We start from the raw sequence: 24,609 nt of genomic DNA on the forward strand, positions 1-24,609 counted from the left end.
GGAAAATCCGCGATGATTTCGCCCCTTGCGCGCACTCCAGACACTCGGCGTCGCCGTCATCGGCATCTGCACGCTGCTCCAGCCCCCCCTGGCTGGAAGTGAGGCCGCAGTTTCGCGCGCGGGCTACCCGCTCCTCTCCATTCACTCCAACGAGGAAGTCGGCTCGGGGGTGACCGCAAATGCCGCAGTGCAGGACCCAACCGGGGTCATTCACTTCGCCGCGGACGGCATCTTCAGTTTCGATGGCGAGCGCTGGCAGAAGACCACCGCGCCCGGGCTGCAGCGGATCTTTGGCATCGATCTCGCACCCGACGGACGTCTCTGGGCCGCCCAGGACGGCGAGGTGGGCTGGTTCGAACGCCAGCCCGACGGCGGCTGGTCCTACCGGCCGCTCCCCGCACTCGCGGGATTCGACCCCGCGCCCGAAGGCCCGGTCTTCCAGGTACTGGCCGAGAAGCAGGGGGCCGTCTTCCTGACGATGGACACGGTCTACCGGTGGGACGGCGCCAAGCTGCACGCCTGGCGCATGGCGGGCAGCCGCCGGCTTTACGCGTTTCGCGTTGGCGACGAGATCTACGTGCACGATCGCAACGCGGGCCTGCTGCGGCTTGGCGCGAACGGGCCCGAACTCGTCGTGGCGCAGGCTGCCATCGGCGATCCGGCGACCGCCGTCCATTGGCTCGAGCCGCTGCCGGGCGGCGGCTGGTTGTTCGCGACCGGCAGGGGCCTCGTCCGCTACCAAGCCGGCCGCTCCGAACCGTTCGCCCCCGAGGTATCGCGCCGTCTCAGCGAACTTGCGCTCACCTGCGGCACGCGCCTGCCGGACGGGCGCGTCGCCTTCGGCACGCTTTGGGGCGGCATCGTTTTCATGGCGGCCGACGGATCGCTCGACCGCACACTGAGCGAGGCCGACGGCCTGCCCTCGGTCTACATCAAGTCCCTCTTCGTCGACCACGAGGGCAACCTGTGGGTGACCTCCACCTCCCAGGTGCTGCGCCTCAGCCTCGACCCCGCCACGCGCATCTTCGACGAACGCGCGCGGTTGGCGCCCCAGATCCCGTATCGGATCATCCGCGCCATGGGTCGCATCATGCTGGCGAACGCAGGCGGGGTCTACGCGCTCGCGCCCGACGAGCGGCAGTTCGAGCGCATGCCGTCCCTGAGCAGCGCCGTCCACGACATCGTGGCCCGGGGCGACGACCTGCTGGTGTGCGGTTACCGCGGAGCTTGGCGGATCTCACCGTCCGGGGCGTCCACGCCCGTGCTCACTTCCCGCAACGATGCCGCCACCGCCATCGCCTCCCGCGCGCGCCCCGGCGAACTGCTCGTGCTCGAGTATCCGAAATCCCAGGTGGTCGCGGTGCGGCCCGACGGCTCCTCGTATCCGGTCGTCACCGACATTCCCGGCTTCGTGACGTGGATCGCAGAGGACAACCAGGGCCGGCTGTGGCTCGCCAACGAGCGCGGGCACGTGCTGCTCGCCCCGTTCGCGACCGCCCACCCCGTCCGCGCCCAGCCGCTTCCCGCCAGCTTCCAGTTGCCCAACCCGGGCACCCGCACCGGGATTCGCACCACCGCCCACGGCGACGTCATCGTCTTCGGCGAACGGGGGGGCTGGTTCAAGCCGGCCGATGCCGACGTCTTCCTCCCGATCCAGCGGCATCCCGCCCGCCCGGTCCTCGGCGCGTCGGACTTCTCCCTCGGCGATTCCGGCTGGCTGATCTACGCGCCCTCCGAGTCGCAAGCCGCCGCCGTGGCCCAGATCGTGATCGATCGCGGCATCGCGCGCTGGGTGCCGTACGAGGTTCCCGGGCTGAGCACGATTGGCGTCCCGCGCTGCATCTTTACCGAGACTGACGCCGACGGCGCCACGGTGCTGTGGATCGCCGGCACCCGCGCCGTGCTGCGCCATCGCGTCGCGGCCACCCCGGTCGTCGTGCCCCCGGCCGCGCCGCTGCTGCGGGCGTTTGCCCGGCCGCTCGACAGCGAGGCGCTCACGCCGGTGTTTGGCCGGCTGCCCTACACCACGCGGGCGGTCGACTTCGAGTTTGCCGCGCCCGAGTTCGCGCGCCGCAACTCCCTCCGGCTGCAGACCCGCATCGACGGCGTGGACGCCGACTGGGTGCCCGCCGCGCCCGACTCGCGTCGCGAGCTCACCGCCCTGCGCGATGGCCGCTATACCTTCCGCGTGCGCGCCGTCGCGGAGACCGGCGCCGCCAGCGAGCCGACCACGTTGTCCTTCGAGGTCGCGCCGCCATGGTGGCGCTCGGCTCCCGTCGTGGTCCTCGCCCTCGCCGCGCTCTTTCCCGCGATCTACCTCGTGTTCCGCCTCCGCGTGAAGGCGCTCCAGCGCCGCAACGAACTGCTCGAGCAGAAGGTGCGCGAACGCACCGAGGAACTCGCCGAGGCCAGCGCGGCCAAGACGATGTTCGTGGCCAACATGAGCCACGACATTCGCAACCCGCTCAACGGCATCGTCGGCCTCGCGCTGGCGCTGGAGGACACGCGGCTCGATTCCCAGCAACGCGACCTGGTCGCCACGCTCCGCGAGTGCACGACGTACCTCTCGTCGCTCGTCGACGACGTGCTCGACTTTGCCAGCATCGAGGCGGGCCGGATCGAGCTGCGCCCGGGGCCCTATTCCCCGGCGGAGCTCCTGAACTCCGTCGTCGCCGCCCTCAAGGCGCAGGCGGCCGAGCGCGACGTCACCATCGCGATCGAGACCGATCCGGAACTGCCGCCCGTCCTCCGCGGCGACGCCGGTCGCATCCAGCAGATCCTCGTCAACTACCTGTCCAACGCGATCAAGTACGCGGGCGGCGACATCCGCCTCGGCGCGATGCTTGCCGCGAACGCGCCCGGCGAGGTCGAGTTCCACGTCAGCGACGAGGGCCCGGGCATCAGTGCCGCCGAGCAGGCCACGCTGTTCACCAAGTTCACCCGCCTGCCTTCGCGCCGCGAACAGGCGCCGGGCACCGGCCTGGGTCTCGCCGCCTGCCGGCTGCTCGCCGACGCCATGGGCGGACTCGTCGGCGTCGAGAGCGAACCGGGACGCGGCGCCTGTTTCTTCCTGCGGCTACCGCTGATCATCGCCCACGAGGCGCCCGTCGCCGCGACGCCCGCCGCGCTCCCGCGGGCCACCGTCCTCCTCGTCGAGGACACCGACTACAACGCCCTGGCCGCCACCGCCGTCCTCGCCCGCCTCGGGCTCACCTGCGACCGCGCGCGCGACGGCGCGGAGGCGATCCGCCTCTTCGGCGAAAAGCGCCACAACATCGTGCTCCTCGATCGCAACCTGCCGGACCTCGACGGCACCGAGGTTGCCCAGCGCCTCCGCGAACTGGAGAACGACGGCACGCGTTCCGTCCTGCTCGCCGTCACCGCCTACTGTACGCGCGAGGATCGTGCTCGCTGCCTCAAGGCCGGGATGGACGCCTTCATCGGCAAGCCGCTGACGCCGGAAAAGCTGCGGCGCGTGCTCATCGACGCCGGCCGGCGCCTGCTGCTCGCACCGACGATGGACGCGACCGCCGGCGCGCCCGATCACGACCTCAACACGACCCTCCTCGAGTACCTTGCCGAGGGGAAGGAAGGCGGCCTCTCCACGCAGGTGGAGCGGTTTCTCGCCGCCCTGGAAAACGTCGAGGCGGAGATCAACGAGGCTCACGCCCAGGCCGATCTGCCGGCGCTGGCCACCGCGGCGCATCGTCTCCTCGGCCAGGCCCGGATGATCGGAGCCACGCGACTAGTCGACGCCGCGACCGAGCTCGAGAACGCGGCGCGCCGCGCTGACGAAGCCCGCCTCACCGCCGTCCTGGCCCAGATTCCGGCCGAGGTCGGCCTGCTCAAGGGAGCATTGCGCCGTCGCCCTGGGGCGCAACGAGTGTGAAGCCGTGTTCGCGCGCGTAGCGCACGAGCTCGGTCGTGTTCTCGAGACCGAGTTTCCGGACGATGTTCAACCGGTGGGTCGCGACCGTCTGCTCGGAGATATCCAGCCGCCGGGCGATTTCGACGTCGCGCAACGACTGCCCAACGAGCGTGAGGATCGTGCACTCGCGATTGCCCAACACCTTGTCGAACGCGTTCGGATCGCGGTGTCGCAGGTCGCGCAACCGCCGGAACGGGGCCGAGAAGCTGGGCTTCCCCGCCGCCACCGCCTCGATCGCCTGCTTCAACGCCGCCACGCTGTTCGTGTTTTTGTCGACGAACCCGCGCACCGCCGCCCGTTCCACACGGAACACCGTGTAGTCGTCGCAGTGCGACGAGAGCACCAGCACGCCGATCTCGGGGATGACCTGGCGGATCCGCTCGATGACCTGGAACCCGTCGAGCCGCGGCAGGTGCAGATCCAGCAGGACCAGCTCAGGTTGGGTGCGCGTGATCACCTCGACCGCCTGCAGCCCATCCTCGGCCTCGCCGACGACCTCATGTCGGAGGTCCTCCGCGCAGACTTTGCGCAGCACCTCCCGGAACATCAGATGGTCCTCAACGATAACGATCCGCACCGCGTCAGGATTGCGGCGACCCGCCGTTCGCGCAAGCCACCGGTGCCGCCGCCTCGCAGCCTGCTGCTACGTGCTGCTACGGTCGCAGGATTTCGGAACCCATAAAAATACATAAGCCGCTGACCTTTAAAATGTTCAGCGGCTTTGAAATTGGCGCCCCCACGGGGAATCGAACCCCGCTTTGAAGATTGAGAATCTCCTGTCCTAACCGATAGACGATGAGGGCGAAAACAGACGGGCAAGGCTCATGGTTTCGCGGCGGTCGTCAAGTGGTTTTCCAGGGGATTTTTGCGCCGGTTCGCCCGGCCTCCCTGCCTATTCCACTGCATTCAGGCGGGTAGCATGCCTCTTGAACCTGCCGCGTCCGCCAAGTTTCCGCGTGATCGCTCCAAGTGCGTACAGTACCAGCACCAGCCACGCTCAGAAGTGGTACGAAACGCCGGCTTGATGCTGCTCCGGAACGGTGGCCCGTCCGGGCAATCAGGCACGGGTTGCGTGCGGGCCCGATGCTCCGGACCCGCACGGCTGCGTCCCGTCTACCGGCCGGCCGCGCTTGCCGCCGCTTCGGTTTCAGCGGCGGCAAAGACGTCCGCCCAGCCGCGGGCGATCAAACCTGCCCGTTGCTCCGGCTCGAGCCGGGCCAAGTGGGCGACCGCGAGCTCGCAGCGTTCGAGCCAGGTGCCGGGATGGACCGCCTGGGCCCAGCCGCGCATCCGGCGAATCTGATTCTTACTCAAGGGTGATTCTTCGTTCATGGATCTTCTCTTTGGTTGTCTCGTTGGACGCTCGACGCCGTGCGCCCCACCCGCTTCTGCGCGGGAGGCGCCGGCAACGATCGAGCGTGGCGGCCATGCGGGCCCGCCGGCGCCGCGCGGTGCTTCACCGCGTCACGCCAGGCGGGCCCGTGCCCCATCGCAGACCAACGGTCCACGCCGGTTCGGCCGGCGGCTCATGGGCAAACCGGACGGTTCCAACGCGGTGGGAAGGCAGCGGACCAGGCCATCGGGCGGCGCTCCGCCGCCGCTGCCGCGGTCGCACTCGCCCGCACCCCAGGCGCACCCCGCGGCGGCATCAGCACCTGCTGCGCCGCCGATGCCGCGTGCAGGCGTTCGAGCTCCGGCGCCGACAAGGTCAGCGCGGCCGCCCGCACCAGTTCATGCAGCTGGCCGACGGCGTTCACGCCGAGGATGGCCGACGCGACCTGCCGGTTGTGCAGCACCCACGCGAGCGCAACCTGGGCCGTCGACTCGCCGCGCTCCCGCGCGATCTCGTGCAGCACGAAGGACACCCGCGAACGGCAACTGTCGGCGTAGCGCACGGCCAGCCAGTCCCGCCGCGCCGGCCGCAGCCCCTGCGAACCGCTGAGCGCACCCCCTGCCAGGGGCGAGCGCGCAATCACGGCCAATCGATGCGCGTCACACACCCGGGCCAGTTCGGGCTCGAGCCCCGTGCGCGCCAGCAGCGAGTAATCGACCTGCACGCCTTCGAAACGGCAGTGCACCTGCGCCAGGCCGTCGCGCATGAGCTCCACCACCCGCCAGGACGGCGCGTTCGCCAGCACGACATAGCGCACCAGCCCGCGACGAACGATCGCGTCGAGGGCCGTCCGCAAGGCCTCCGGCGCGCCGCCGTCGGGCCAGCGCACCACCAGGATATCGAGATAGTCGGTCTGCAGCCGGCGCAGCGACTCCTCCATCGTCGCGCGCACCTCCTCCGTCACGCCGGGGGTGCCGCGCCCGGTCGGAGGCGTCCACTGCGTGCCGAGCACGAGTTCGCGCCGCGCCACGCCCCGTCGGGTGTGCCAGCGGCCGACGACGATCTCCGAGAACGCCGACAACGCCTGGGCGTTTACGGCGTCGCGCGAGGCGCTCACGGCCTGGACATAGGTGCCGCCGCTGTCGTGAAAGGCGTCGAGAATCGCGCCGGACGTCGGTTCGTCCGTGCTCCAGCCGAAGTGCATCGTGCCGAGACAAAGTTCCGAGAGCGTGAGACTGGTGCAGCCAAAGGGGCGGTAATTCATGATCGATAGGTCCGAGGGTTCGAGGGTGTGCGCGCCGCTGGCGCGCGAGGACACGAGCCGCGGCGTCGGGCGCCGCTCTCGTCCATTCACTGGGACGGCCACGCCGGCGCGGTCCGTCCTCAACCTGCTCAGCTTATCGTCAGGTCAACGGACTCACCGCACCGGCCACACCGGGAAGATGGCACCCCGCGTGGGAATTTGCCGGTGGAAGATGCGTGAACGGGTCATGGCGGGAAAAGTCGCCGCGACCAACGGCCCTGTCGCAGGGCCTGTCAAGCCGTTTGTCGAATTTCCCATTGACATCCTCTTTTTCGGAGCGCGTGGTGCGGCATCACCATGCGCTTCGAACGTTCAGTGAACACTATTTTTGCGGCCCCCGTGCGCGGGGTGCATGCGGGAGTGGCGCTGATCTTTCTTGGGCACTCGGGTGCGCGGGCGTGACGGCTTAGCCGTCCGCGACCGCACCCATCCTGTTGAGGACGTTCCCGTGGCTTGAGCCACGGCTCTCCGTCCGCCCGGAGCCAGTCGCGGCGTCCTACCCTGCGCCTTGCGCGCAGTTGCCTCCGCCCGCGTCCGCTCGAGCCCGCCGTTTATCGGCGTGGTCTCCCGCGCCTCGTGCTCCCCGCCGGTCCCGCACCTTCCGCGGCGCACCCGGCGGCAACCGTCCACCTCAAGCCCAGCTCTGCCATGGAATTCACTCATCGCGTCGTCATGATCGGATTCGGTGTGGTCGCCCGCACCCTCCTTCCGCTCCTCCTCAAGCACCTGAAGCTCTCGCCCGCCCAGTTCGTCGTCATCGACCTGGCCGATCGGCGGGACGTCCTCGAGCCATGGATCGCCAAGGGCCTGACCTTCGTGCACGAGCGGATCACTCCGTTCAGCCTGGCCCGGCTCCTTTCCACGCACGCGCGCGCCGGTGACCTCATCATCGATCTCGCTTGGAGCGTCGACTGCTTCGACATCGTGCAGTGGGCCCGCGACAACGAGGTGCTATACGTCAACGCCTCCCTCGAGTCGTGGAACCCCGGCGACGAGATGGAGCGCAAGACGCCGCTCGAGAAGTCGCTCTACGCCCGCTACGCCCGCCTGCTGCCACTGCAGCAGCGCTGGCGCCATTCAACCACCGCGCTCATCGACCAGGGCGCGAATCCCGGCCTGATCTCCACCTTCGTCAAGACCGGCCTGCTCGACATCGCGACCGCAACCCTGCGCGAAAACAAGTTCGCCAGGCCCGCCGCCCGCCACCTCGAGCGCCTGCTCGAACGCGAGGATTTCGCGCCTCTCGCCCGCGCCCTCGGCGTCCGCGCCATCCATTGCAGCGAGTGCGACACCCAGCGCGCCAACGTCGCGAAGGCGCCCGACGAGTTTGTCTCCACCTGGAGCGTCGAAGCCATGTGGGAGGAGTCGATCTCGCCCTGCGAACTCGGCTGGGGCACGCACGAAACCTGGACGCCTCCCGCCGCCACGCGTCCGACCACCGGGCCGGGCAACCAGATCATCCTGCCCCAGATGGGCCTCAATTCCTGGGTGCGCTCGTGGGTGCCCCAGCAGGAAATCGTCGGCATGCTCGTCACCCACGGCGAGTCATTCAGCCTCTCGCACACGCTCTCCGTCGTGGCGCGCGGGCGCGTCGTCTATCGGCCCACCGTGAACTATGCCTACATGCCCTGCGGCGACACCCTCGTGTCACTGCATGAGCTGCGGGCCCGCAACTACGAGCTGCACCCGAGGACGCGCGTCCCCACCCATGAGCTTGTCGCGGGCACGGACACCGTCGGCGCGCTCATCATGGGCCATCCGTTCAAATCCTGGTGGACCGGCAGCATGCTCTCCATCGCCGAGGCCCGGAAGCATGTGCCCGGCGCCAACGCCACCACCGTGCAGGTTTCCGCCGGCGTCCTGGCCAGCGTCCTCTGGACTCTGCGCAATCCACGCCAGGGCATCCGGCTTCCGGAAGATCTGCCGCATAGCGAAATTCTGGCGACGGCGGCGCCGTACCTCGGCGAACTGGTGTCGATCCGGTCCGATTGGACGCCGCTCAGCCGCTACCGGAATTACTTCTCCGAGGAAACCGCGGCCGACGTCGACCACCAGGACCCGTGGCAGTTTCGGAACTTCCTCTTCCGTCCCTGACCTTCCGCCCTCGCCCGCCGCGCCGGCCTGCGCTCAACGGCCGGCGTGCGCGTGCTTCGCGAGGTAGACGAATGGTGCGTCAGGGAAATCCGAGAACAGGCCGTCGATGCCCACTTCGTTGAAGAAGAGATCGAAGAACGCTTCCGGGGTGGCGCAGAACTTCGGCAGCGCATCGCTCCGGAAGGTGTAGGGATGCACGACCAGCTTCCGTTCATGCGCGAGCCGCACGACGTCGTTCGGCCGCGCCTTGCCGTCGCTGTCCACCGTCACGAGCAGCGCGAGCGCCGGTCCGATGCCATCGGCATACTTCGCCACTTCGTCGAGCGCCGCCGCCGTCAGCAGCTTGCCGTTGTCCTCCGGCTTCGCCCCCTCGCCGTATTTGCCGACCAGCAACACCATTCGCCCGGCGAAGCCGAGCTCCGTCCGCAGCCGCTTGACCTCGGCGAACTCGAAACACTGGAGGAAAAAGGGATCAGCCTTCGTCCGATAGCCGTAGCGCGCGAGGATCGGCAGCACGATCGCGCTGATATCCTGCCCCTGCTCCCGGTGCCACGCCGGCGCCTTCAGTTCCGGGTAGATTCCCGCCACGCGCCCCGTGCTCTGGTTCAACCCCTGGATCAGCTGGAGCTCCTCCTCCAGCGTCGAGATGGAGAAGGTCGAACGGCCGGCCGGGAACCGACCGGGAAACACGCGTTCCCCCGTCTTCACGTCGAACCGCTCCGTCACCCGGAGCTGCTTCAGCTCCGCCAACGTGAAATCGATCGCGTAAAACCGCCCGTTCGCCCGGTGCCGGTCGGGGAATCGCTTCGCCACGTCCGTGACGTTGTCGATCTCGATGTCGTGGAGGACCACCGGCACGCCATCCTGGCTCAGCACCACGTCCTGCTCGATGAAGTCCGCCCCCAGGCCGTGCGCGAGCGCCTTCGCGGGCAGCGTGTGCTCGGGCAGGTAGCCGCTCGCCCCGCGATGCGCGATGACCAGCGGCCGCGCCGCGGCCACCGTCGCCGCGGCGCTCATCAGAGCCAGGAACAGAACCAGATGCTTCTTCATTCCCCGCACGCTAGTGCGGAGCCTGAGCCCTCGTCCACGCCGGACTCGTCCTCATCCGCTCGCCTGCGCCGCGCCGGCGCCCGCGTCGCGGCAGGCCTGCTTCACCGCCAGCACGTTCTCCAGCGGCGTGCCAAACGGGATCACCGCGGTGCCCATGATGAACCCGGGCAGCGTCGCGCCGCGCGCAATCTCCTCCCGCGCCGCCGCGTAGATTGCATCCGGCGTTCCCGTCTCGAGCAGATGCGGAGACAGGTTCCGCCGCAGTGCCCGGCCCGCGCGCCGCGCGACGCCCGCCCACGTGTCGTAGTCCGCCGTGAAGTCGCACAGGAGATTGTTGCCGCCCGTCGCCACCAACAGTTCGGCGATCGCGGTCGTGTTGCCGCCAATCACGAGCGGCACGTCCCGCACGCCCTGCGTCCCCGCCCACGCAATCAGGTCGCGCGTCACCGGCAGCACGAACTCCTCGTACATCGCGGGCGACAGCAGTTGGGGTGAGGCCTGCGAATCGAACACGATCAGCTCCACGCCGGCGTCCACATACCCGGTGGCGTACGCTCGAATCACGCGCGCCGCATAGTCCAGGCATTGGTGCACCCACTCCGGCTGCTCCAGGCAGGCGATGAACAGGTCCTCGGCCCCGACCAGCGCCACCGCGAGCGAGAAGGGCCCCGAGATCGCCCCCCGGATCCAATGCTCCCCGCCGAGCGCGCGCCGCACGTTCCGCGCGGCCTCGAGATTCACCGGCATCCGCCCCGCGCGCCCCGGATGCGGGATCGCCGCGGCGCTCAGGTCGTCCCCCGGCCGCAGAATGTGGCGCGTGATGCCGGGAATGCTCGCATCCTTTCCCTCGTAGAAGGCCACCTCGCAGCCCACCGCCTCGGCCTCGACGTTATAGACGTCGACGCCCACCGCGAGGGCATCCGCCCCGATCGCCTCCTGCTCCGCCAGCAGTGCGCGGGTCAGCAGCGCCGGATCGCGCGCAATCGCCGAGGGCGTCTGGTCAATGAACCACGCCTTCTGCTCATAGATCGCCGGCAGAAACAGCGGCGCCGGCGCCGGCGCCACACAGCGCAGGACGCGTTCAACCTGGGCCCGGGTGGCCGGCAGACGGGGTGAGCAAGGCATGGCTCAGCCTAGCAGGAATCCGGCGCCGGTGTCTTGGCGCATCAGGCCGGCCCGGATTGGCGGATCGGGCAGTCGCGGCGCGCCCGATTGTGTAACCAGGTAGTTACTTGGCTTGACGCCGCGGCCCCCCCGGCCTGATCCTGCCGTCCACACCTCCGCCCTGCCGGCGCCCCGCCACCCCAAACCATCCTGCCGTGAATCCCGCCGCCGCCTCGCTCGACGCCCTCACTTCCACGCCCCTGCCCCCGGCGACCGACGCCGTCCGCCGGCTCGACGGGGACTACATCGTCCTCGGCGTCGGCGGCAAGATGGGCACCTGCCTCGCCCTCATGCTGCGGCGCGCCCTCGACGCCGCCGGTCGCACCGCCGCCCGGGTCACCGGCGTCTCCCGGTTCAGCCGCGGCGATCTCCGCGCCTACCTCGAGGGCCAGGGCATCACGACGGTCGCCTGCGACCTCGCCGATCCCGCCCAGGTTGCCGCGCTGCCGCGCGCCGCCAACGTGCTCTTCCTGGCCGGCCAGAAGTTCGGCACCAGCGACGCCCCGGGGGACACCTGGGTGCAGAACACGTTCGTGCCCGCGCTCGTCGCGCGCCATTACGCCGGGAGCCGGCTCGTCGCGTTCTCCACCGGCTGCGTGTACCCCTTCGCCCCGGTCACCGGCCCCGGCTCCCGCGAGTCCGATCCGCTGGCCATCATCGGCGAATACGCCGGCTCCTGCGTCGGTCGCGAGCGCATCTTCGATCACTACGCCCGCCGCCTCGGCTCCCGGCTCCTGCTCTTCCGGCTCTATTACGCCGTCGACCTTCGCTATGGCGTGCTCGTCGACATCGCCCGCCGCGTCCATGCCGGCGAGCCGGTGGACGTGACCTCGGGCTGGTTCAACTGCATCTGGCAGGGCGACGCCTGCGCCCGCGCGATCGCCTGCCTCGAGCAGGCCGACAATCCCCCCCGCGCCCTCAATGTGACCGGTTCCGAGAAACTCTCCGTGCGGGCGGTCGCCGCCGAATTTGGCCGCCGTTTCAACCGGCCTGCGGTTCTTGTCGGCCAGGAGGCCGAGACGGCCTGGATCGGTGATGCCAGCGCCTCGTTCCGGCTTTTCGGTCCGCCCACCGTCCCCGCCGCCCAGCTCATCGAAAGGGTCGCCGACCACATCAGTACTGGCGGCGAACTCTGGGACAAACCCACGCACTTCGAATCCCGCGACGGTCGCTTCTGATCACGCCCATGAACGTCCGCCAATACCTCCTCGAGGGTCACGCCATCCCCGCTCACCCGCTCGCGCTGGACGCCCGGCGCCGGTTCTCCGAACGCCACCAGCGCGCCCTCACGCGCTACTACGTCGCCGCCGGGTGCGGCGGCCTCGCGGTCGGCGTCCATTCCACGCAGTTCGAGATCCGCGCCCCCGAACACGGGCTGCTCCGACCGGTGCTGCAACTCGCCGCCGAGACGGCCCGCGCCGAACAAGTGCGCTCCGGCCGCCCGCTTGCCCTCATCGCCGGCGTTTGCGGCGACCGCGCGACGGCCCTCGCCGAGGCCGCCCAGGCGCGCGAGCTCGGCTATGACGCCGCCCTCGTCAGCACCACCGCGCTTCGCGACCGGCCCGAACCCGAGGTGGCCGCCCACCTCGCCGCGATCTCCGAGGTCATCCCGGTCATCGGCTTCTACCTGCAGCCCGCCGCCGGCGGTCGGGTCTTCTCCCTCGATTTCTGGCGCGCCGTCGCGGCCATCCCCAACGTCGTCGCGATCAAGATCGCCCCGTTCAACCGCTACCAGACGCTCGAGGTCATCCGCGCGGTCGTCGAGGCCGGCCGCGACGACCTCGCCCTCTATACCGGCAATGACGACACGATCATCGCCGACCTCCTCACGCCGTTCACGTTCGCCCATGCGGGTCATCCCGTCCGCCGCCAGATTGTCGGCGGCCTGCTCGGCCACTGGGGCGTTTGGACCGAGGCGTCCGTGCGCCTCTACCGCGAGGCGCGCGCGCACCTCGCCGGCCAGCCCTCCGGGCGCGACTGGCTCGCCACCGCCGCCGCGGTCACCGACATGAACGGCGCGCTGTTCGATGCCGCCCACCGGTTTGCCGGCTGCATCCCGGGCATCCTCGAGGTGCTCCGGCGCCAGGGGCTCGTCGCAACCAACTTCTGCCTCAACCCGCACGAAACGCTCTCGTCCGGCCAGGCCGAGGAGCTTACCCGCGTCGCCCGCGCGTATCCGGACTTGGTGGACGACACCTTTGTTGCCACCCACCGCGACGCCTGGCTGCGTTGACTCCCATGCAACCGGAAGACGTCGAGGCCCTGCTCGCGTGGATGGTGTCGGTCGACACCGTCAACCCCGCGTACGGTGGTCGCCCAGGCGGCGAAGTTGAGCTCGCCACCGGGCTCGAGGCCCGCGCCACGCGCTGGGGATTCACGGCCCGGCGGTTCCCGCTTCCCGATGGCCGCTTCAACCTCCTGATCGCCCACGCGCCCAACCCCGGCGGCAGTTGGCTCCTCTGCGAAAGCCACCTCGACACCGTCGCCACCACCGGGATGACCGTGCCGCCGCTACAGCTCACCCGACGGGGCTCGCGGCTCCACGGACGCGGCGCCTGCGACACCAAGGGCTCCGGCGCCGCCATGCTGGCCGCCCTGCAGCTCGCCGCCCGCTCCGGCCAGACCCAACGCAACCTGGGCGTCCTTTTCACGATCGACGAGGAGTCGGGCATGACCGGCGCGCGCACCCTGGCCGCCGAGGTCCTGCCGCGGTGGTCCGGCCCGATCGAGGCCATCATCGTCGGCGAACCCACCGGGCTTCAGCCCGTGGTCTCCCACAACGGGGTGATCCGTTGGACAACGGTCGCCCACGGCCGGGCCGCCCATTCCTCCGATCCTTCCCGCGGCCAATCCGCCATCAGCACGCTGGTGCGGGTCGTGGCCGAGCTCGAAGCCCGGTATGTGCCGGCCGTCGCCGCGCGCACCGACCGCCTCACCGGCGCCGCCGCCTGCAGCATCAACGTCATCCGCGGCGGCGCCCAGGTGAACATCGTGCCCGCCCGCGCCGAGATCGAGGTCGACCGCCGCATGATTCCCGGGGAGACCGCCGAAAGCGTCCTCGCCGAGCGCGACGCGCTCCTCGCCGGCATCCAGCCGCCGCTGCCTGGTCGCATCGAACACCTCCCGGCCCTCTGCATCCCGCCGCTGCCGGCCGCCGCAAACCTGCGCTTCCTCGAAACCATCGCCCCGGAGTTCGCCCGGCTCGGCCTTGCGGCGACGCCCACCGGCGCGCGCTACGCCACCAACGCGAGCTACTACGGCGCCGCCGGGATTCCCGCGCTCGTCCTCGGACCGGGCGACATCGCCCAGGCGCACACCGCCGACGAGTGGCTCGACCGCGCGCAACTCGCCCGGGCCGTCCAGTTGTACTCCGCGCTGATGCTCCGCTGATCCCGCCATGCCTCGCCGCCTCCGCTCCCCGTCCGCTTCCCGCCCCCGTCACGTCCGCGAGCGCCTCCTGCGCGCGGCCACCGCCCTGTTCGCCCGCGCGGGGTACGATGGGACCACCGTCGACGAGGTCGTCGCCCGTGCCCGCGTCAACAAGCGGATGGTGTACCACTATTTTGGCGACAAGGACGGCTTGTACGAGGCGGTGCTCGGCGAGGCGTACCGCTCCCTCGAGGTGCTCGAGCACGACGCCTTCGCCCGGGGCAAGGACCTCGAAAACGCCACCGCCCAGATCGTCCGGCTGTATTTCGAATTCAACGACGCCCACCCCCAGTTTCTCCGTCTCCTCCTGTGGGAGAATCTCAACGGCGGCCGCGGGCTCCGACGCGCGGGGCACGGCGTCACCAAGGACCCCGTCCTGCGGGCGCTCGACGCGTTTCTCCACCAGGGCATCGCCGCCGGCCGCATTCGGTCCGACATGGATGCCCGGCAACTCCTGATCAGCCTCATCGGGCTGTGCCAGGTCTACAGCTCCAACCGCTACACGCTCTCGAGCGCGCTGGGCGTGGATATCGGCGCGCCCGTTTTTCGCGAACAGGGCATCCGCCACGTCACGCGGCTCCTCCTCGAGGGGGTAAAGGCGCCGCCGCGCGCCCACTGAGCCGGCGTTGCCGGCGCTCGCGCCGACAATTGGGCCGCGCTAGTCAGGTCGGCCCGCGCGCTCCTTCGTCCGCCCGCCCCAGCGCGCGTAGATCGCTTCCAGCACGCCGAACTGGTCTGTGAGCAGCCCTTCGTACCCGCACGGCCGGTCGTCCCAATACCGCCAGTCGACGCCGCTTTGGTTGCCGCCGAACACCCGGGCCTCGGCGAAGCCGACGCACAGGCGTTCCAGCAACCAGTCCGCTTCCGCCTGCAGTCCGCATCGGTACAGACCCATGACCAGGTGCCGGGTCTGCGAATGCGTCCGGCCGCCGTTCTGGTAATAGCCCAGCGGGTAGCCCTGCATGATGTCCGCCAGATCGTAGTCGGGGATCGGCCAGAGGCTCCCCGGCAGGCCCAGCGCCGGGTCGGGCATGCCCACCCGCTTCGCTTCGGCGAGCAGGCGAAGGAGCATCGCTTTCGCCTCCTCGCCTTCCACCAGTCCGGCCGCCACCGCGGCCCCGTTGACCGGCAGAAAAGCGTAGTCGTGCAGCTTGCCTTCACGACACCGCCAGCCGCCCAGCCAGCCCGTGGCCGGATTCCAGAAGGTCTGCCGGTAGTTGTTGTGCAGCAGATCGGCCCACCGCGTCAGCGTGCGCGCCACGTCGGTCTCGCTCAGCCGCTCCAACCCGGCCGCCAGACTGCGCAATGCGCCGTACAGGATCGCGTTCGCAAACGCGTCCTTCCACCCGAACGAAATCACGTCGAACCAGCAGGTGCTCCACTGGTTCGTGCCGCTCACCCCGGTACGGTACGCGCTCTCGATCAGCCCGTCCTGATCGAGGTCGCGCCCCCGCGCGGCCTGCAACTTCTCCAGGATCCAGGGCCGAAACTCGCGGTACCACGCCGCCGTCGCACCTGCCCGCAGGTAATCCCCCAGGCCCCGCAACGCCGACGCCCCGGTCATCAGGTACTCATCGTCGGCATCGTGCGCCTTTCCGTCCTGGATGAGTTTTCCCGCCGCGTACCCCGGACCCCCAGTGAGCCACCGTTCCAGCGAAAGCCGGAGGAACTCCGTCGCCGGCAGCCCCGGCAGCACGTCTCCCATCGGCCGCGTCACCGCCGCCCACGTGTCCATGCAGATCGGGCAGTGCATCGACGCGCCGTTGTTGCTCAGCGTCGCCGTGTCGGCCCGCAGCGTCAGCGCGGTCCATTGCGTCCGGCCCAGCGCCCGGCGCACCACCGCCGGCGCGCCCCGCCGCAGCCGCGACGCCGGCCGCGCCGGCTCCAGGGTGAATGTCGCGCGGTGCGTGCCGGCCGGCAGCCGGTACACGCCCTCCGCGGTCCGCTCCTCGCCGACCTTGAGCTCGAGCGTATTGAGATCCTGATGACGGAAGCAGTCGCTGCGCCCCCAGCCGTCCGGCGTGTCCGCGGCGACCCGCCACGCGCCGTACTTCGGCAGCACCAGCAGCGCGGGCAGGGCCACCGCCCCGCTCTCGCCGTCCGGGATGAGCTGGCCCAGCACGTGGGCGGGCGACGCGCTGTTCCGCAGTCCGATGCACCAGGCGGCACTGTGCCAGCCGTATTCCGTCTTCGCCGCCGTGCGCACCGCCTCGAGCCGGAGCCCCGCCGCGCTCACGCGCCAGGTGAGATCGTACGCCTGCCCGCCCGCCTTGAACGTGTACCGCACCGTGGCGCCCCGTACCACGGTCCGCCCCTCGAGCGCGCAACGCACGGTCGGCGCGATCACCGGCGCCGCCGCGACCGGATGCCACTGCGGCCCCTGGGGAAACTGCGGCGGGCGGCTCGCCACGAGGTTCGTCCCGGCATTCGCCGGATCCTCGACGTGCAGCCCGAGGAAGGAGAATCCCGGCCGGTTCAGCGTGAAGCCGACCTCAAAATCGCGCGTGCGATACCGCACCGCACCGTCGACCACCTGCGCGCTCACCCCGCGCGGCAACCGGCGCAGGTCCACCCGGTCGATGGCCAGGACCCGTTCGCACCGTGGCGGTAGCCCGGCCACGAGTTCGCCCTCCAGCACGAACGCCGACATCACGAGGTTCCACGGCGTCCACCCCCCGTCGATCCCGCTGCGGCGCAGTTCGATGATTACGCCCGCGACCTCGACGCCGCCGAGCTCGATCCACTGCGTGGCCCCCGCCCGCGGCGCCTTGAGGTCGTCGCGCCGGCACAACTCCTGCCAGCGTCCGCCCCGCCAACCGAGCACGCGGAGCCCCACCACCCAGTCGAGGTCCTGCCGGCTCCCGCATTTGTGATAGCCCTGGCCCCGGCGCACCCCGAGCCGAAGCAGCCGCGCCGCCCCTGGCAACCGCACCACGCGCTGGTGGATGATGCGTTTTTTGGCCATCCCTTGTTCCGCCGGCAGGGGCGACGTCCAGACCGCGCGACCCCGGTCGAAGCGGGCGTGCGTGAACAGGTCCCCCATCGGGGGTTCGAGGTCGGAAAGGGCGAGCAGGTCTTGCGGCATCGGGGGGAGATTGGAGGGTGGTGCGCCGGGCGTCGTCGCGTGGTCGGCCCATCCGCCGAGCGGGCGCGCGCGTTCGTCCCAGCCGCTCCATCCTAGGCGGTTTGCGCGGCGGCCGGAATGTACGATTTGGGAAATGTTTGGTGCGCCTTGGGGATTCCCGCGCTTTGCCATTGCCCGGCCCCGCCGGTTGACCTCAGCCGTTTCGCCATGCCCGTCATGGAACTCCCCAATCTGACCGTCACTGCGATCCATTACCCGGCGAAGGCCACGCCCGCCGAGATCACCGCCGCCCGGGAGCTCGCCCGGCTCACCGGCGGCACCGCGACCGCCGCGGCGAGCGCCCCGCGCCGGGGCGTGGGCATCGCCCTCGCCTCCCGCCGCTGGTCCCGCCGGCTGCCCGCCGCCGCCCGCACCGAAGCCGCATGGATGTGGCTCCGCCTCGATGAAAACGGCTCCGGCGAGATCTGCGCCACCCACGGTTCCTTCCTGTTCGCCGCCGTCCGCCTGCTCGCCAGCGGCCTCACCGAGGTGAGCCGCGAGAAGCTGGCCCGCGGCCTGTGGCTGCCGGCCTCGTTCCGCTGGCACCGCCCGCATTTCGACGCCTGCTACACCCAGTACTGGCGCTCCGCCCGCAAGTTCGACCCGGAGCGCTACGTCGCGACGCTCGCGGAGGCCGGCTTCACCCATGTCGAGGTCAATGGCCTGCAGGCCCATCTTCCGCATGAGGACTTCGTCGCCTGGGAATACTACCCGCAGTTCTACACCTACGCGCCGGGCTTCAACCACTTCGTCGACACCGAACTCACGCGCGGCGTCTGGCCCGCGTTCTACCTCGACGCCAATCTCAACCACCTCAAGTCGCTGGCCGCGCTCGGCCGGCAATACGGGCTGCTGCCTGGCGTCTGCATGTTCGAGCCGCGCTCCATGCCCGAGCGGTTCTTCCAGAAGTACCCGACGCTCCGCGGCGCGCGCGTCGACCACCCGTTCCGCTCCCGCCTCCCGCGCTACACCATGGCGCAGGACCATCCGATCGTGCAGCGCCACTATCGCGAGGCGCTCCAGGCGCTCATGCGCGCCGTGCCGGACCTCAGCTACATGTCGGTGTGGACCAATGACAGCGGCGCCGGCTTCGAACACACCGCCTCCCTCTACGTCGGCCGCAACGGCGGCCCGTACATGATCCGCGAGTGGCGCAACCACGAGAAGGTCGCCGAGGCCGCCGGCCAGAGCATCGTCCGCTACCTGCAGAATCTCCGCGGCGCCGCGGCCGAGATCAACCCGGACTTCGACGTCGTGCTCCGCATCGAGCCGTTCAAGGTCGAGCACGATCACATCAAGAAGGGCATGAGCGAACACATCACCTGGGAGGCCCCTTCGCTTCTCGTCCGCGGCTACGCCCTGCCCTACGCCCACCCGAAGTATCCGGACAACGCCGGCGTCGCCGGCAGCATCTTCCACTCGTGGCTCGATGCCTCCGAGGCCAAGCCGCTCGCCGAATCTCGCCAGGCCGGCGCCGAGCCCGCGCTCAACTACGCCGCCTCCGGCGTCAACAACCACGAGCCACTCCTCGGCCTGCCCTTCCCGCGCCTGCTGCACTCCAAGCTCAAGGCCATGCACGAGCTCGGCCTCCAGCGTGCGAGCTGCATGGGCGGCCTCAGCAATGTCAGCCAGGCCCCCTACTGGCCGCACCCCGCGGTGATCCAGGCCGCGCAGTTCTTCCCCGAGAAACCGGTCGAGGACGTCCTCACCGAAACTGCCACCCGCTTCGTCGGCACGGACCACGCCAAGACCCTCACCGCCGCCTGGCAGGAGTTCGAGGACGCCCTCGTCTGGCAGCCCGCCGTCGGCCTCTACTGCGTGTTCGGCTTCTGCTGGCAGCGCACCTGGGACCGGCCGATCGTGCCCGACATCGAGGCCATTCCGGCCGGCGAGCGCGCGTACTACGAGCGCCACGGCTGCTTCCAGCACAACAACCCCAGCCTCGGCGATCTCGGCAAGGATGTCCTCTTCGACCTGATGACGCGCGACTCCGCGACCAAGATGGCCGGCGACATGGACCGCGAGCTCCTGCCCCGCGTCCGCATGCTCCTCCGCCGGCTCGACGGCATCTGCGGCGCCGCCACCGGCCAGCCCGCGACGGTCTTCAACGACCTGCGCGACCGCGTCCGCGCCTACCTGCACTGGGCCACCGCGCTGCGCAACGTCTGCGCGTGGTGTGAGTGCGTGTACGGTTATCGCGCCAGCACCAAGCAGGCCGACAAACGGGCCTACGAGAAGAAGCTCCAGGCCGTCATCGACCTCGACGTCGCCAACACCAAGGGGCTCATCGAGCTCCTCAGTGCCGGGCGCACCGAGGTCACGGTCGTCTCCGGCATCGCCGACAACACGTTCTTCTACGGCGAGAATCTCGTCGAGAACCTGCAGACCAAGCTTCGGCTCACCGAGAAGTACCGGCATCGGAAGCCGCGCATCGATCCGGACGCCTACTGGCGGCCGATCCCCGGCACCGCGTGGCCCAAGGGCTGGCTCAAGACGTCCTGACCCGCGCCACTCCGATCATGCCGTCGCCCGCCCGACTTCTCGGCACCGTTCTCCTGCTCGGCCTCGGCGTCGCCCTCCGCGGCGCCGAGGGACCTCGCTTCTACGTCGCGCCGAACGGTTCCGATCAGTGGAGCGGGCGCTTGGCGGACCCCGCCGCCGATCGCAAGGACGGGCCGTTCGCCACGCTCGAACGGGCCCGCGAGGCCGTGCGGGCGAGCGACCGCTCCCTCGGAATCACCGTCACGCTCCGCGGCGGCACGTACAGCCGCACCACCGCGCTGCGCCTGGACGCCGCCGACTCCGGCCTGCCGTCCGCGCCCGTCTTCTGGCAGGCCGCGGCCGGCGAACGACCGGTCCTTTCCGGCGCTGTCACGCTCGCCGTCTTCGATCGCGTCACGGACGAGGCCATCCGGCAGCGACTCCCGGCCGCAGTGCGCGACCGCGTGCTGCGAATTGACCTGCGCGCGCTCGGCCTCACCTCGTTCCCCGGCTTCGACCCCCGCGGCTCGCCGGGCCTCGAGCTGTTCTTCCACGGGCAGCGGCTCCCGCTCGCCCGCTATCCCAACGAAGGCTGGCTGCTCACCGGTCCCGTGCCGCAGACGGGTCTGCGTCGCTTTCACGAGGGCCTCGACCGCGAGAAGCGTTTCGACGGCATCCCCGCCGGTCGCCACTACGGCCGCGTGAAGCTCACCGATCCGCGGCCCGCGCAGTGGGCGCCGGACGCCAATCGGTACGCGCACGGCTTCTGGACCTGGGACTGGTTCGATGCCTTCCAGCGGGTGGAGTCGATCGATGCCGCCAACCAGGAGCTGATCTTCGCCGAGCCGCATCACCAATACGGCTACACCCAGAACCAGCGGTTCTATTTCCTCAACGTCCTCGAGGAACTCGATCGCCCCGGCGAGTGGTACCTGGATCGCGCCCACGGCGTGGCCTATGTGTATCCCCCAGAACCCATCCACGCCGGCGCACTCGAGGCCTCAGTGCTCGCCGAGCCGTTCATCCAGCTCGACGGCGCCAGCTATGTTTGCCTCGGCGGGTTGGGCTTCGAGGCCGGCCAGGCTGGCGGGGTCGTCATCCGCGGCGGCCAGGCGTGCCGCGTCGTCGGCAGTTCGTTCCGTAATCTCGGTGCGCTCGCGGTCGAAATCGACGGCGGCACTGGCCACGAGATCCGCAGTTGCGACTTCAGCGAACTGGCGCGCGGCGCCATTCGCGTCAGCGCCGGCGACCGCCCCACGCTCGCGCCCGGCGGCCACCGCATCGTGAACAACCACATCCACCACTTCATGCGGTGGCTGAAGACCGGTCAGGCTGGCATCCACATCGAGGGCGTCGGCCAGTACGTCGCCCACAATCTCATTCACGACACGCCGTTCGAGGCCATCCAGGTCCGCGGCAATGATCATGTGATCGAGTACAACGAGATCCACCACGTGACCCAGGAGACGGGCGACGCGGGAGCGATCTACACCGGCCGCGACTGGACGTACCGCGGCAACGTCATTCGCTCCAACTACCTCCACGACCTCAAGGGCCCCGGCCTGCACGGTGGCACCGCCATCTATCTCGACGACAACTGCAGCGGCTTTCTGGTAACGGGGAATGTCTTCGTCCGCGCGGGCCGCGCGATCCAGGTCGGCGGCGGCCGGGACAATCACGTCATCGGCAACGTCTTCATCGGTTGCGAACCCGCGGTGCACATCGACGCCCGCGGCCTCGGCTGGGCCGCCAAGAACTTCAACGGCCAGGATACCGTCCTGTTCGATCGCTTCCACGCCATGCACGCTGACCGCCCGCCCTACTCCGTCCGCTACCCGGAGTTGGGCCGCCTGCTCGCCGAACAGCCCGCCGAGCCCCGCGGCACCCGCGTCATCGGCAACATCTCCTGGGGCGGGCGCTGGCTCGATGTGTATGACTACTTCGCCTTCGACTTTCGCTCCTGCGTCGAACTGCGCGGCAACGTCATCGCCGATCCGCTGCTCTGGCGTCGGCTCGCCCAGAACGACGGCAAGCCCGACCCGTACTTTCTCAACATCGACCGCCAGGAGGGGTACGTGATGATCCGCCAGGGCGACCCCACCGCCGCCCAGGAACTCGCGGGCAACCGCCTGCAGGAGAAGCCGCCGGCCAAGCTCGACGAGCGCACGCTCGTTTTCTCCGCCCGCGACGAGGCCCGCCTCCGCCAGGACGGCTTCCCCGGCATTCCCGCCGCGCGCATCGGCCTGCAGACCGACGAATGGCGCCGCAAGGTGCCCGCCCGCGTCGCGGCCCGCTGAGCCGCTCGCTCCGGCGCTCTTCCGCTTCACCTCCAGCCCGGCCGCTCCTCCGGCCCCTTTCGTCATGCGTTCATTCTCCGCTTTCATCCTGTTCCTCATCGGCGCGTCGTGCGCTCTCCACGCCGGCGAGCCCGCGCGCTTCTACGTCGCCACGGACGGCTCCGACGCCTGGAGCGGCCGCCTCGCGGCGCCGAATGCCGCGCGGACCGACGGTCCGTTTGCCAGTCTGGAACGCGCCCAGTCCGCCGTGCGCGCGGCCGGCCCATCGGGCGGCGTCGAAGTCAACGTGCGCGGCGGCGTGTACGCCCGCCGGCAAGCGCTGCGACTCGAAGCCGCCGACTCCGGCACCGGCGATCATCCGGTCGTCTGGCGGGCTTTTCCCGGCGAACATCCCGTGCTCTCCGGCTCCGTCGGCCTGACCCGCTTTGACCCGGTCACCGCGCCCGCTGTCCGCCAGCGCCTGCGGCCCGAGGTCGTCGCCCACGTGCTTCACGCCAGCCTGCCGGCCCACGGCGTGAGCGACTACGGCCAACTGGAGCAGCGCGGCTCGCCCGGCCTCGAGTTGTTCTACCGCGGCGAGCGCATGCAACTGGCCCGCTATCCCAACGCGGGCTGGCTCCTCATCGCCGACGTGCCGCAGACCGGCCCGCAACGGCTCAACGAGGGCCTCGACCGCGAGCGACGCTTCAAGGGCATTCCCGCCGGCCGGCACTATGGGCGGATCACGTTTTCGGATCCGCGCCCTGCGACCTGGGCCGCCGATCCCAACCTCTACGCCCACGGCTTCTGGACCTGGGACTGGAGCGACTCCTTCCAGCGGATCGCCGCGATCGACGCTGCGAAGCGCGAAATCACCTTTGCCGCACCGCATCATCACTACGGCTACACGCAGAACCAGCGGTTCTATTTCGTTAACGTCCTCGAGGAGCTCGACCGCCCCGGCGAATGGTACCTCGATCGCGCCTCCGGTGACCTGTACTTCTACCCGCCCGGCCCGGTGACCACGGGCGACGTCGAGGTCTCGGTGCTCAATGAGCCGTTCTTCACGCTCGTCGGTGCCCACGACGTCCAGGTCGTCGGTTTCGCCTGCCACACCAGCCGCGGCGGCGGTGCCCGCATCAGCGGCGGCGAAAGCTGCGCCTTCCTCGGCTGCGAGTTTCGCAACCTGGGCGCCTTCGCGGTCGAAATCGACGGCGGTCGCAGCCACGAGGTCCGCAGTTGCGACGCCTTCGATCTCGCGCTCGGCGCCATTCGCGTGGCCGGCGGCGACCGTCCGACGCTCACGCCGTCCGGTCACCGCATCCACAACAACCACCTCCACCATATCAGCCGGTGGCTCCGCGCCGGTCCGGCCGGCATCGCCATCGAGGGCGTGGGCCAGCAGATCGCCCACAACCTGATCCACGACACTCCGTTCGAGGGACTCACGCTCAAGGGCAACGACCACGTGCTCGAGTTCAACGAGGTCCATCACGTCACGCTCGAAACCGGCGACGCCGGCGCGATCCACACGGGTCGCGACTACACCTGGCGCGGAAACGTCATCCGCCACAACTACTGGCACGACCTCAAAGGCCCCGGGCTCCACGGCGCCACCGCCGTGTACCTGGACGACTTCTCCAGCGGATTCACCGTATCCGGAAACCTGTTCTACCGTGCCGGTCGGGGCATCCAGATCGGCGGCGGCCGCGACAATATCGTTGCCGGCAACGTGTTCATCGAGTGCGAGCCGGCCGTGCACCTCGACGCCCGCGGGCTCGGCTGGGCCAGCAACTACTTCGACGGCCGCTATCCGTACCTGACGGAGCAGTTCGCCGCGGTCCACGGCGACCGGCCGCCCTACACCGACCGTTATCCCGCGCTGCGCACCCTGCTCGGCGACCAGCCCGCGCACCCGAAGGGCAACCGCATCGTCAACAACCTCTCCTGGGGCGGCCGCTGGCTCGATGTCTACGACTTCTTCGCCTTCGATTTCGCGCGCTGCGTCGAGCTGCGGGACGACGCCATCGCCGACCCGGTGCTGCTCCGGCGCCGTGCGCAGGACGACGGCAAGCCCGACCCATACTTCCTCAACATTGACGCCACCGAAGGCTACCTCGCGATCCGCCGCGACGACCCCGCCGCCTCCCGGGAGCTGCCCGGCAATGCGTTCTTCGCCGAACCTCCCGCCCGCTTCGATCCCGTCACCCGCACCTTCGTGGTGACGAATCCCGCCGCCCTCGAGCGCCTCGGCATCGCGCGCCTCCCCATCGAGAAGATGGGTCTGCAACCCGACGAGTTTCGCCGCCGTCGCTGACGCGAAGACCGCCCTGCTCAAGCCCGCCCCGCCGACACCGGTGCGAGGATCCAGAGAGCACGAGGGCAACAATTATATCCACCCCGTCGGCAATGCCTTGCTGAATAATG

At 69.9% G+C, this 24,609-nt stretch carries 15 protein-coding genes and 1 tRNA gene; 9 read left to right on the forward strand and 7 right to left on the reverse strand.

What is annotated here, in order from left to right:
* Positions 1–25: 25 nt before the first annotated feature.
* A complete protein-coding gene (locus DB354_RS11965; RefSeq protein ID WP_107835852.1) occupies positions 26–3,889 on the forward strand; it encodes a hybrid sensor histidine kinase/response regulator in 3,864 nt (1,287 codons plus the stop codon).
* Here the strand turns inward: DB354_RS11965 and DB354_RS11970 are convergent.
* The 4 genes from DB354_RS11970 to DB354_RS11980 all read right to left on the reverse strand — a co-directional run bounded on the left by DB354_RS11970 (position 3,846) and on the right by DB354_RS11980 (position 6,525).
* Positions 3,846–4,505, reverse strand: a complete 660-nt coding sequence (locus DB354_RS11970; protein ID WP_233256625.1) for a response regulator transcription factor — start codon at positions 4,503–4,505, stop codon at positions 3,846–3,848. The genes DB354_RS11965 and DB354_RS11970 overlap by 44 nt on opposite strands.
* A 151-nt stretch (positions 4,506–4,656) precedes the next feature.
* A tRNA-Glu gene (locus DB354_RS11975) sits at positions 4,657–4,731 on the reverse strand.
* Positions 4,732–5,041: 310 nt separating this feature from the next.
* On the reverse strand, positions 5,042–5,260 hold the full coding sequence (locus DB354_RS21990) for a hypothetical protein (RefSeq protein WP_146180211.1): 219 nt from the start codon (positions 5,258–5,260) through the stop codon (positions 5,042–5,044).
* Between the two features lie 194 nt (positions 5,261–5,454).
* Complete coding sequence (locus tag DB354_RS11980) at positions 5,455–6,525, reverse strand: aldo/keto reductase (RefSeq protein ID WP_107835853.1); 1,071 nt, start codon at positions 6,523–6,525, stop codon at positions 5,455–5,457.
* Between the two features lie 687 nt (positions 6,526–7,212).
* Here DB354_RS11980 and DB354_RS11985 point away from each other — a divergent pair.
* A complete protein-coding gene (locus DB354_RS11985; RefSeq protein WP_107835854.1) occupies positions 7,213–8,658 on the forward strand; it encodes a saccharopine dehydrogenase C-terminal domain-containing protein in 1,446 nt (481 codons plus the stop codon).
* A 33-nt stretch (positions 8,659–8,691) separates the two neighbouring features.
* On the opposite strand, the gene glpQ is transcribed toward DB354_RS11985, so the two are convergent.
* Both glpQ and DB354_RS11995 read right to left on the reverse strand, forming a co-directional pair.
* Positions 8,692–9,708 (reverse strand): glycerophosphodiester phosphodiesterase, encoded by a 1,017-nt coding sequence (gene glpQ, locus DB354_RS11990; RefSeq protein WP_107835855.1) that lies wholly within the window; start codon positions 9,706–9,708, stop codon positions 8,692–8,694.
* 51 nt (positions 9,709–9,759) lie between these two features.
* On the reverse strand, positions 9,760–10,833 hold the full coding sequence (locus DB354_RS11995; RefSeq protein ID WP_107835856.1) for a uroporphyrinogen decarboxylase family protein: 1,074 nt from the start codon (positions 10,831–10,833) through the stop codon (positions 9,760–9,762).
* A gap of 194 nt (positions 10,834–11,027) precedes the next feature.
* Between DB354_RS11995 and DB354_RS12000 the strand changes: the two genes are divergently transcribed.
* The 4 genes from DB354_RS12000 to DB354_RS12015 are packed head-to-tail and all read left to right on the forward strand — an operon-like array spanning position 11,028 to position 14,920.
* Positions 11,028–12,050, forward strand: a complete 1,023-nt coding sequence (locus tag DB354_RS12000; RefSeq protein WP_107835857.1) for an NAD-dependent epimerase/dehydratase family protein — start codon at positions 11,028–11,030, stop codon at positions 12,048–12,050.
* An 8-nt stretch (positions 12,051–12,058) separates the two neighbouring features.
* Positions 12,059–13,105: a dihydrodipicolinate synthase family protein gene (locus tag DB354_RS12005; RefSeq protein ID WP_199226843.1), complete on the forward strand. Its 1,047-nt coding sequence runs from the start codon at positions 12,059–12,061 to the stop codon at positions 13,103–13,105.
* 5 nt (positions 13,106–13,110) lie between these two features.
* Positions 13,111–14,262, forward strand: a complete 1,152-nt coding sequence (locus DB354_RS12010) for a M20/M25/M40 family metallo-hydrolase (protein ID WP_107835859.1) — start codon at positions 13,111–13,113, stop codon at positions 14,260–14,262.
* A gap of 7 nt (positions 14,263–14,269) precedes the next feature.
* On the forward strand, positions 14,270–14,920 hold the full coding sequence (locus tag DB354_RS12015) for a TetR/AcrR family transcriptional regulator (protein WP_107835860.1): 651 nt from the start codon (positions 14,270–14,272) through the stop codon (positions 14,918–14,920).
* Between the two features lie 39 nt (positions 14,921–14,959).
* Here DB354_RS12015 and DB354_RS12020 read toward each other — a convergent pair whose 3' ends face one another.
* Positions 14,960–17,386 carry a hypothetical protein gene (locus DB354_RS12020; RefSeq protein WP_107835861.1) on the reverse strand — a complete coding sequence of 809 codons (2,427 nt, stop codon included), beginning with the start codon at positions 17,384–17,386 and terminating at the stop codon, positions 14,960–14,962.
* A 216-nt stretch (positions 17,387–17,602) separates the two neighbouring features.
* Between DB354_RS12020 and DB354_RS12025 the strand changes: the two genes are divergently transcribed.
* The 3 genes from DB354_RS12025 to DB354_RS12035 all read left to right on the forward strand — a co-directional run bounded on the left by DB354_RS12025 (position 17,603) and on the right by DB354_RS12035 (position 24,499).
* Positions 17,603–19,927, forward strand: coding sequence for a hypothetical protein (locus DB354_RS12025; protein WP_146180212.1), 2,325 nt, complete (start codon positions 17,603–17,605; stop codon positions 19,925–19,927).
* Positions 19,928–19,944: 17 nt separating this feature from the next.
* On the forward strand, positions 19,945–22,203 hold the full coding sequence (locus DB354_RS12030; RefSeq protein WP_146180213.1) for a right-handed parallel beta-helix repeat-containing protein: 2,259 nt from the start codon (positions 19,945–19,947) through the stop codon (positions 22,201–22,203).
* Positions 22,204–22,267: 64 nt separating this feature from the next.
* Positions 22,268–24,499, forward strand: a complete 2,232-nt coding sequence (locus tag DB354_RS12035) for a right-handed parallel beta-helix repeat-containing protein (RefSeq protein WP_107835864.1) — start codon at positions 22,268–22,270, stop codon at positions 24,497–24,499.
* Positions 24,500–24,609 lie beyond the last annotated feature (110 nt).

This window comes from Opitutus sp. ER46, from assembly GCF_003054705.1.
Taxonomy (GTDB): domain Bacteria; phylum Verrucomicrobiota; class Verrucomicrobiia; order Opitutales; family Opitutaceae; genus ER46.